The sequence below is a fragment of the Marinicella gelatinilytica genome (assembly GCF_026410405.1).
GTDB lineage: Bacteria > Pseudomonadota > Gammaproteobacteria > Xanthomonadales > Marinicellaceae > Marinicella > Marinicella gelatinilytica.
Genome location: NZ_JAPMLN010000006.1, coordinates 150054 through 160208, shown reverse-complemented (window position 1 = coordinate 160208; position 10155 = coordinate 150054). Strand labels below are relative to the sequence as shown.

Sequence of the window (10155 nt, the reverse complement as noted above, 5' to 3'; positions counted from 1 at the left end):
TTCTGACTAAGTGGTCTTGAGGCACTAAATCCTCAAGGCTGACAAACTCATAGCTTGTTTGGATGGGGGGATGATTTTTTAGCATATTGCTATTATAAAAAATCCCCACGCAAAAGTGGGGACTTTGTCAGCAGTCTGAGGCCGGTATAACCGGGCTTTTTTATGCAGTCTCTAAGTCAACGCATTATCTCAATTATTGCGGCCATTCCTGCCGGCAAAGTGGCCACCTATGGGCAAATTGCGGCCATGGCCGGTCGGCCACGAGCTGCCCGTCAGGTGGCGCGTCTATTACACAGCAGCAGTGAAAAATACAACTTGCCCTGGCATCGAATTATTAATGCGCGCGGGTGCATTTCACTGACCGGATTGGCGGCCGACAAGCAGCGACAAAAATTACGCATCGAAGGCATTGAAATCTCTCCAAGTGATAGAATAGACTTAACTCTTTATCAATGGAAGCCCGATTGGGATGATTAAAACCGAAGAATTTAAAAAAAGACGCCAACAATTGATGAAAAGGGTTGGTGAAGACGCCGTTATAATACTCAAAAGCCGTGACGATATGCTTAGGAATGGAGATGCTCAGTATCGATATCGTCAAGACAGTGATTTTTATTATTTAACCGGATTTAATGAGCCGGACGCATTGTTGGTTCTGTTGACTGGTGACAAAAGTCATTCGGAAATACTATTTTGTCGTGAAAAAGACCCGGATAAAATGATTTGGGATGGACCCATGGTGGGTACTGAAGATGCCATGAGTGCGTTTGGTTTTGATCAGGCTTTTGATGTTAAAGAAGCGGATCAGCGCATACCTTTGCTTATGCAGGATCGTGAACGCTTGGTGTTTAAGCTGGGTGAGCATGAGCAATTTGACCATAAAATCAGTGGTTGGGTGCGAAATATAGAGCAGCGTAAAGGCCAGAAATCTCGGGCACCTGAGGAGTTTGTTTCAATAAACCCAATGCTGCATGACATGCGGGTGTATAAAAGCCCCGCGGAAATACAATGTCTAAAAAAATCTGTGGATATTGCGGTCAAAGCACATGAGCGGATGATGCGGTTTTGCCAACCGGGTCTTTGTGAATATGATTTACAGGCTGAGTACATGCATGAGTTAACACGGCAACAATCAGAACCCAGTTATTTGCCGATTATCGGTGGTGGCGCCAATGCCTGTATATTGCACTATATTAACAATAATCAACAGCTTAAAGACGGTGATTTGGTACTTATAGATGCAGGTGCGGAATATGATTATTATGCTTCGGACATTACCCGTACCTTTCCGGTGAATGGTCGCTTTAGTGCTCGGCAAAGGGATTTATATGAAGTGGTGCTTCAGGCTCAGAAAGATGCCATCGCCACTGTTAAACCAGGCAACCCTTGGAACCAACCCCATGAAGCCGCTGTGAAGACCTTAAGCCAAGGTCTATTGGATTTAGGGATATTAAGAGGCACGTTGCAACAGGTCTTAGAGGAAAAGCTATATCGTCAGTACTACATGCATATGACTGGCCATTGGCTGGGACTGGATGTTCATGATTGTGGTGATTATCAGGTGGATGACTTGTGGATTGAGCTTGAAAAAGATATGGTATTAACCATTGAACCGGCGCTCTATATTGGACCGGACAGTGATGCACCTGAAGTATGGCGTGGCATGGGCATCCGTATTGAAGATGATATTCTGGTGACTGCCAAAGGTCATCAGGTATTGTCATCAGGTATCGTCAAAGAAATTGATGACATTGAACACATAATGAGACCTTTACATTAATCATGAATCGAGTTAAAAAGTCTAAAATTCCACCACTCTGCGTTAGAAAACTTGTCAATAGAACCACTATTAACTACGTTTCCTGCCTTGATTGGTGGAATTTTAGCTCTTTTTTCCATCGACCCAGATTAATGTAAAGGTCTCAATGAGAGATAAATGATGAAAAACTTAATAGTGGTTGTTTTATTGGCCATCAGCAGCTCCGGTTTTACTTTAACGGTTTCTTGTGGACATTTATTTGACAGCGAGCAAGGTCAGTTTGTGGAAAATCAAGTTATTGAAATAGATCAAGGCGAGGTGGTTAGCGTAGCTGATATAAATGATCAAACTATAGATTTAAACATGAGTGATGGTTATTGTTTGCCAGGCTTAATTGATACCCATACCCATTTATCTTCACAGATGGGACCCGATAGTTATATCAAAAAATTTACGCTGAATGCCGCTGATGTTACTTTAAATGCGGTGCGGTATGCTGATCGCACCTTGCAAGCCGGTTTTACCACGGTGCGTGATTTGGGTGATTCATTTGGTGTGACCGTGGCTTTACGTGACGCCATAAAAGCAGGAAAGGTCAGTGGTCCAAGAATCTTCACTTCCGGTAAATCCTTGGCCACCACCGGCGGTCATGCTGATCCCAGTAATGGTTACCGTGATGGCTTGCATCCCCCAACCACGCCCGGAGATGGTGTGATTAACGGTGTTGATGAGGCCCGCCGGGCAGTTAGACTGCATTATCAAGACGGTGCGGATTTAATCAAAATCACCGCCACCGGTGGTGTTTTGAGTCAGGCATCCAGCGGTGACAACAGTCAGTTTGCAGAGGATGAACTTGAGGCCATTATTGACATTGCTCAGGATTATGGTTTTAAAGTGGCGGCTCATGCCCATGGTCAAGCCGGCATGAAGCGGGCCATTGAAGCCGGTGTCGATAGTATTGAACATGGCAGCTATCTGGATGATGAGATTGTTAAACTCATGAAGAAGCACGATACCTATTTGGTTCCGACTTTAATGGCCGGTGCATTTGTTACCGAAAAAGCCAAAGAAGATGGTTATTTTCCACCGATGGTCGCTCAAAAAGCCGCCACCATTGGACCGATTATGGGCGCAGCGTTTAAGCGCGCTTATGACGGCGGCGTGAAGATTGCTTTTGGTACCGATAGCGGGGTTTCTGAGCACGGTCGCAATGCCGATGAATTTGCCTTAATGGTGGCGCAAGGGATGTCACCGACTGAAGCCATTATGGCGGCCACCCGAACAGCAGCTGAGTTAATTGGTGATGATAAAATCGGTGTCATCAAAAGAGGAAGTTATGCCGATATGGTGGTGGTCAAAAATAATCCCTTAGATGATATTCAGATACTTACCGATATTCCGGTGGTTATTAAAGGAGGTCAAATCGTTAAAAATGAATACTAGAGTAAAAACCAAAATTTTAAACTATTCATCAGGCGAGGTTGAGGCGCACAGCTTATTGGCACAGCCTGAGAATCCGGATAAACATGCACCGGCAATACTATTGGTGCCGATGTGGAAAGGTCGGGTGGAATTTATCGATCAAAAAGCCGAAGAAATGGCGGGTCGTGGCATGACGGCTTTGGCTGTGGACTTATATGGCAAGGGCAAAATTGCCGCAGATAATGACGAAGCAGCGGCTTTGATGCAACCCCTGATGGATGACCGTGCTGAGTTGCATAAACGCATCAATGCCGGTTTTGAGGCCTTGTGTAATTGTCCCGATGTTGTCGCTGATAAGGTGGTGGCCATTGGCTATTGCTTTGGTGGTTTGGTGGTGCAGGATTTGGCGCGAATTAACAAAGACGTGGCCGGCATTATTTCTGTCCATGGATTATTCAATAAACCCGATGTCAGCACGCCGGAGCATTGGCAAGCTAAGGTGTTATTGTTACATGGTGTCAAAGATCCCATGGTCAGTGATGAAGATTGGTTACAATTACGAGAAGAACTGATGCAGGCTGACTGTGATTGGCAAAAGCATGATTTTGGTTTGGCTTATCATGCCTTTACCACGCCCGGTGCCAATGACCTTGATTTTGGTACGGTTTATGATGCTGATGCGCACCGTCGCAGTGAACAGCTTATCACTGACTTTATCGCTGAAATAGCCGGTCGCGTGTAAAAAAAGGTGTGATTCCGGCCCAACCGGCTCGGGTTGCTTTAAAGGTTTACGTGCCGCAGAAGGTTCGATAACCGGCATCAAAATCCGGTGCCGGTTGTTGAAACTGAGTGGTGTTCTGAGTCATCTCATAAGGCGATTGTAAAACCTGAAGCAGTGTTTTGAAAGGTTGTAAATCGTGGTCCTCAATAGCAGCTGACAATACATTTTCCACATCATGATTTCGGGCAATAACCAGCGGGTTAGTTTGCGTCATGGTTTGTTGCACGTTTTTAAAATTTGAATCTGTAACCTGCTGACGCCACTGCTGATAATAATCACCCAATTGTTTGCCTAACTCAGGATTTGGGCTTTCATCGTTGAGGTCATTGCGTAAAGCCGTGAAGGTTTGTGTGTAATCCAATTGTTGATTTTGCAGGCGTTGTAATAAACCATCAATCCATTGTTGCGAGAATACATGTTCCAGGAACCCCAGTTTTCTGTTCATCATGGTCACAAAATCAGCTGACTGTTGTTTGGGGATGGCCATAATAATGGCTTCAGCCTGTTGCAGCGCTTGATTTTCATCACCATTAAACAGCGGAATCAGGCATTCAGCCAAGCGCGCCATATTCCATTGCATAATTGCGGCCTGTTGGCCATAGGCATATCGTCCTCGACGATCTATAGAGCTATAAACGGTGGCAAGATGATAAACACCCAGCATGGCACAGGGACCATAATCAATGGTCTCGCCACTGAGTAAAGTATTGTCGGTGTTCATGACGCCGTGAATAAAGCCAACCCGCAGCCAATGGTTAATCAACCGTATTTGTTTTTGGATAATGGCCTTAAGCAAATCAAAGTATTTATTGTAACTGTTTGTTAAGTTAGGATAATGACGAGCAATCACAAAGTCTGCCAATTTTTTAACCACATCCATTTGACCGCGCGCGGCAAAGTACTCAAAAGTACCGACTCGGACATGGGATGTGGCCACCCGTGTAGCAATGGCACCGGGTAGTGATTTTTCCCGAAACACATCATCACCAGTGCTGACCACCGCCAAACATCGGGTGGTTGGTACACCCAGATAAAACATGGCTTCACTCATTAAATACTCGCGTAATGCCGGGGCTAAAGTGCATAAGCCATCACCATTGCGTGAAAAAGGTGTCTGTCCTGAACCTTTCAGTTGTAATTCAAATACACTGTTGCCATCACTGATTTCACCCAATAAATGAGCCCGACCGTCTCCCAATTGGGGGTTAAAGTGACCAAATTGGTGACCGGCATAGGCACAAGCCACAGGTTGTGAACCGGGTAAAGTTATTTGACCACTAAAGTAATCGGCGCGTTTGTCTTTGGGCAATTGATTCAAATGCAGTTGTTCCGCTAAATCACTGTTCCACAGTAATAAAGTAGGTTCGCTCACCATATAAGGTTGTGATGTCTGACACAACTGTGGGTCTAATTCAGCGTACTGGTTAGTTAGTTTCATGGATAATGGATTGTCTGTTGTCTTTAATTAATAATTGATACATGGCGGGTATGACCAATAAAGACAAGGCCGTGGATACCGTTAACCCGGAAATAATGGACCAGGCCAGCGGCGGCCACAAGGTTGATTTTGTCATAACCAGAGGTAACAGGCCGGCAATGGTTGTTAAGGTGGTTAAGATAATCGGTCGGGTGCGGCGTGCCACCGCTTGCTCAATGGCTTCAGCCAAGGGCATACCTTCATTTTGATTGCGCTGAATTAAATCCAACAAGACGATGGCATTATTGACAACTATGCCGACCAAAGCCAACACCCCCAAAGTGGCGGTGAATCCAAAAGGTGTGCCGGTCAATAATAAACCAATAGGTACACCGGAAAAAGCCAAAGGTACCGTGATTAAGATAATCAGTACCTTTTTAAAAGAATTAAATTCAATCAACAAAAACACCAGCAATAAAATAACACCAATCGGCAGGGCATTTCCCAGTGATTTATTGGCTTCACTCGATTCTTTGGCTGCGCCGGCAATCTGATAGGTGACGCCACGTGGGAAGTCCATGTCCTTTAATGTTGGCATTAGTTTTGTTAAAACGTCATTATAGGTATAACCATCTTTGGTTTCGGCATAAATACTGGCGGTTCGTTGTAAATCTAAATGATGGATGGCGGCCGGTAAATAAGAAATACTTTCCTCACTAATGGTGCTTAAGGACAGTTTATCTTGGCCGTGATAAATGGCAATATTCGATAATTGCTCAATCGGAAAATTAACGTGTTGAGAGGATTGCATGACAATATTCATCGGATCTTGATCACCACGATACTGACCGATGACTTGCCCGGATGTGCGTAAGGCCAGACCCGATGCCAGTTGCTGTCGGGTGATGTTATTGATGTTGAGTAAAACATCATCCGGACTGAGTGTAAGTTTAGCCATGCCGAGCCCGATGGTGTTGCGTACCATGCGTGCACCTTCGGTTTGTTGTAATTGTGTTTGGATGGTTTGTACTGCGTCACGCAATTGCAAACGATTATGAGCAATCACCTTTAACTCAATTGGCGCTTCCGCCGGCGGTCCTTGACCCAAACGATGCGCCACCACTTCAGCTTGCGGATACAGCGGATTAATGGATTCGCCAATCCATTTGATGAGCTCATGGCTGTTGTTGACATCATCTAAAATAGCCACAATTCTGGCAACATGCGGAGATTGTGGTTTTTCCACCAAATTATAGTAAAACACCGGGCCTGAGTTACCCACAAAAGTGACTGTTTTTTGGACGTGCTCACGGGCCGCAATGCGTTGTGCAATGTCTCGACTAATCTCCGTGTTCTCTCGAATGTGATAATTTTCCGGGTATTTAATATCAATGATCAACTGGTTGCGATCCGTGTCGGGAAAAAAGTCCTTTTGCACATGTGTGAATAAATAGCCGGAAACCGCAATAAATAGAACTGCAGCCAGTATGATGTAAGTGCCTTTACTGACCGCGATACCGCCTAATTGTTGTCCAAGCTTTTCAAGTGATGATTGTTGACGTTCTTTATTGGGTTTTAAAAATAGATGGCTAAAAGCCGGTGTCACCATAATGGCATAAATGTAACTGACAGAAATCGAGAGAATAATCATTACCGGGATGGCACGGGTAAAGTCTGACGCATTGCCCTGTGACAGTAGCATCGGCATAAACGCGGCAATGGTGGTGCCGGTGGCAGAGCCCAAAGACATGGCCAGTTGTCTCACTGAAATCACCGACGCTTCACCGCCCCGTTTTCCCTGGTCAATATAATATTGAATATTTTCTACCATCACGATGGCATTATCCACCAGCATACCAAGCGCGATAACCATACCGGCAATGGCAATTTGATGTAAGACACCACCACCTAAATTAAATATCGCCAAAGCAGAAAACGTCACCAAAGGTATAATGGTCGCCACCACCAAACCGGGCCTGAATCCAAGGAATAGTGCTAAAATAATGGTGACAAAAGCCATGCCTGTTAGTAAAGAGTAACCCAATTCACGTAAACGGTCGGTGACTCGGTCCGGTTGGAAAAACACCTCTTCGATGGTCATGTCAGGGTACTCTTCGGCCAATTCGGCCACATAGTCTCGAAGTTGCTCACCAAAATCGACCACATTGAGGCGGTTATTGGGCACATAAAGTGCCAAAGCCACCGCCCGTTCACCATGGTGCCAAAAGCCGGTTTGACCAACAGTTTCAGACTCAATGCGAACATCGGCCAGTGCCGATAAGGGCAGTTGTTCACCATTAAACAGTTGGATTGCGGTGTCTTTTATTTCTGCCAATGACTTAAATTCTGTGTGGGCATCTAAACTCACCCGTTGCCGACCCACATGTAATGGTTTTATCGGCCTCGCTGTGGTTCTGGCAGCAATTTGGTCGGCAATGGATTCGTGATTTATGGCTTGGCTGGTGACAAAAGCTTCATTTATGGTGATGGTAACCTGTTCTTCGGGCATACCGTAAAGTCTGACTTTACCGACACCTTTTAAGCCAAACATACGGTTTTTGATGTCTTTGGCGGCTTTGCGCAGTTGCATGACGTCAGGATTGCCGGCAATGGCATACACTGCCAGAGCCGTATCCAATAAGCGGTCTTCCACGGTGGCTTCTAAGACACCTTCAGGGAATTTTCTTTCAGCGCGGTTGACGGCACGGCGAACCTTATCCCAGACCAGATAAGTGTCATCAATGTGCTCCAGCATTTGTACCACAACTTGAGCAAAACCATCTCTGACTGTTGATCGGATTTCTTCCAGTTCTTCGATTTGAGCCAGTTCTTCTTCTAAAGGTTTAAGCACCTGTTGCTCAACTTTGTGAACATCAGCGCCAGGGTATTGCACCAAAACAAAACCATGACGATAGGGAAAAAACGGATCTTCTTGCCGGTTCATATTTGACCAAGACATGATGCCGAATAAGGCCAATAAAATGGACGTGGTAAAAATCAGCCTTTTTTGATTAACCAGTAGACGAACTATGCTCATACGCTTGGTACAGTTTGTTGTGGTGTCAGGGTGCTTTGTCCATCAGTGACAATGGTGACATCACCTTTGTGCTGATCAATGGTTACCCAAACTTGGTTTTGATAAAAGTCCACAACGCCAACCGTTAATTTTTTAACCACATTGTTTTCAAGGCTATAAATATAAGGCTCATTAATGCCGTCATCAATCACGGCATTGACCGGCAATTGATAGATATGATCTATCGGTTCTTTGATGATAAGTTCAATTTTTTCTCCCGCAAGAAGTCTGATTTTTGGGTCTATGCTTACCAGAACTTTAAACAGTTGAGAAGCGGGATTGGCTGCGCGGCTGATTTCTTTCACTGTCACGGTAAATGTTTGTTGACCGATAAACGCATTGAGTTGCTGTTTAACGGTTAGGTGCTTTAATAAATCATGACTGATATAAAGCGGGGCTTCAAATACCTCGGAACCACTCAGGGTTATCACCGGTTGTCCGGCTTGCACCATGGTGCCGGGTTTTACCAGTATATCTGCCACTTCGCCAGAGAACGGGGCTTTTAAAGTGGTTTCTTGAAAGTTATTTTGCGCTTCCTGTAATTGTGCCGATAACGTGGCATGTTGTGCCTGTAACTGCTTAACTTGACTGGCTAAGCGATCCAGTTGATTTTGACTGATGGCTTGAATACTGGATAAGGATTGATTTCTTTCTAACTCTGCCTGGGTTTGTGTCAATTCAGCTTGATTGGCTTTAATTTGTGCATTTAACCGGTCAATTTGAGGCGCCAAAGCGGGGTTGTATAAACTGAGTAAATCATCACCTTGGTTCACCGCTTGTCCTATCTCAACCCATTGATCAGATAATCTGCCAGGCACTTGGAAACCCAACTGAGCCTGATCAAGTGCCTGAACGAAGGCACTAATTTGATGCTGCTTTTGTTGGGTTTGTGGTGAAAACGCCGCATAAATAATTTGACTGTCCGATGGGTCTTCTGAGTGGTTGAGGTTATCTTTGCAGCCGGTTAACAAAACCACAATGATGATGAGATAGCCGATAGTTTTTTGTGTGTTCATGGTGTAATTCCTGCCATCAGTAATTCAATAAAGCCATTAATAAATGTGTCATTATCCTGGTATAAATCGGCATCCCACTGCTGAAAACGACAGCGGGCCACAAAGTATTGATTAATACCGGTGATAAAAGTCATAATTAACACAGTTGGGTTTATGCTGGAACGGATTAGACCTTGATTTTGCGCACTTCTTATCAATAAATTCGCCTGATCAATTAAGGGACGATCAAGATCACCGCAGCTGTCATCATTGTCTAAATGCGCATAACTAAAAAACCTCGCCACCAGAGGGTTTTGTTGAATAAAGTCAAAATAATTACGCACAGACTTCTCAATCAGTGCCAAGGGATTTTTTTCTTGTTCAAAGAGAACTTCCTGGGTTTTGGCGTATTGCGTAAAGTAGTGCTGTTTAACTTCATCCCATAATTGTTCTTTGTTCCCAAAATGATGAAATATTAAGCTCTTGGTGACTTTTGATTGATCCGCAATCATGGCAATCGACACATGGGCAAAGCCATGCTCGGCAAATAAGGTGAGGGCGGTCGCCAGGATGGCTTCTTTTTTAGTGGTTGTTGGATTCATAACAACGGATTATATAGCTGACTGACCGGTCGGTCAATCTTGAATTCAAAAATATAATGAAGACAATCAATAATAAATTTATACTGTGTTTATTTGTGGCGAG

The 10155-nt window shown here is 44.5% G+C and carries 8 protein-coding genes; 4 read left to right on the top strand and 4 right to left on the bottom strand.

Annotated features, from left to right (window positions below; all coding sequences use genetic code 11):
* Nucleotides 1-162 precede the first annotated feature (162 nt).
* From OS173_RS05865 to OS173_RS05850, 4 genes are all read left to right on the top strand, one after another.
* Nucleotides 163-477, top strand: coding sequence for an MGMT family protein (locus OS173_RS05865; protein ID WP_267183335.1), 315 nt, complete (start codon nt 163-165; stop codon nt 475-477).
* Entirely contained in the window at nt 470-1780 is a 1311-nt protein-coding gene (locus OS173_RS05860) for an aminopeptidase P N-terminal domain-containing protein (protein WP_267183334.1), read from the top strand. The genes OS173_RS05865 and OS173_RS05860 overlap by 8 nt, the downstream gene beginning before the upstream one ends.
* 156 nt (nt 1781-1936) lie before the next feature.
* Nucleotides 1937-3202 (top strand): metal-dependent hydrolase family protein, encoded by a 1266-nt coding sequence (locus OS173_RS05855; protein WP_267183333.1) that lies wholly within the window; start codon nt 1937-1939, stop codon nt 3200-3202.
* A complete protein-coding gene (locus OS173_RS05850) occupies nt 3192-3923 on the top strand; it encodes a dienelactone hydrolase family protein (protein WP_267183332.1) in 732 nt (243 codons plus the stop codon). The genes OS173_RS05855 and OS173_RS05850 overlap by 11 nt, the downstream gene beginning before the upstream one ends.
* Nucleotides 3924-3969: 46 nt before the next feature.
* Here the strand turns inward: OS173_RS05850 and OS173_RS05845 are convergent, their stop codons facing one another.
* The 4 genes from OS173_RS05845 to OS173_RS05830 are packed head-to-tail and all read right to left on the bottom strand — an operon-like array spanning nt 3970 to nt 10052.
* Nucleotides 3970-5400 (bottom strand): protein adenylyltransferase SelO, encoded by a 1431-nt coding sequence (locus OS173_RS05845; RefSeq protein WP_267183331.1) that lies wholly within the window; start codon nt 5398-5400, stop codon nt 3970-3972.
* Complete coding sequence (locus OS173_RS05840) at nt 5387-8416, bottom strand: efflux RND transporter permease subunit (protein WP_267183330.1); 3030 nt, start codon at nt 8414-8416, stop codon at nt 5387-5389. Before OS173_RS05840 ends, OS173_RS05845 begins: the two co-directional genes overlap by 14 nt.
* The gene (locus OS173_RS05835; RefSeq protein ID WP_267183329.1) at nt 8413-9471 is read right to left on the bottom strand and encodes an efflux RND transporter periplasmic adaptor subunit; all 1059 of its coding nucleotides are present in this window, start codon (nt 9469-9471) and stop codon (nt 8413-8415) included. The genes OS173_RS05840 and OS173_RS05835 overlap by 4 nt, the downstream gene beginning before the upstream one ends.
* Complete coding sequence (locus OS173_RS05830; protein WP_267183328.1) at nt 9468-10052, bottom strand: TetR/AcrR family transcriptional regulator; 585 nt, start codon at nt 10050-10052, stop codon at nt 9468-9470. The genes OS173_RS05835 and OS173_RS05830 overlap by 4 nt, the downstream gene beginning before the upstream one ends.
* Nucleotides 10053-10155 lie beyond the last annotated feature (103 nt).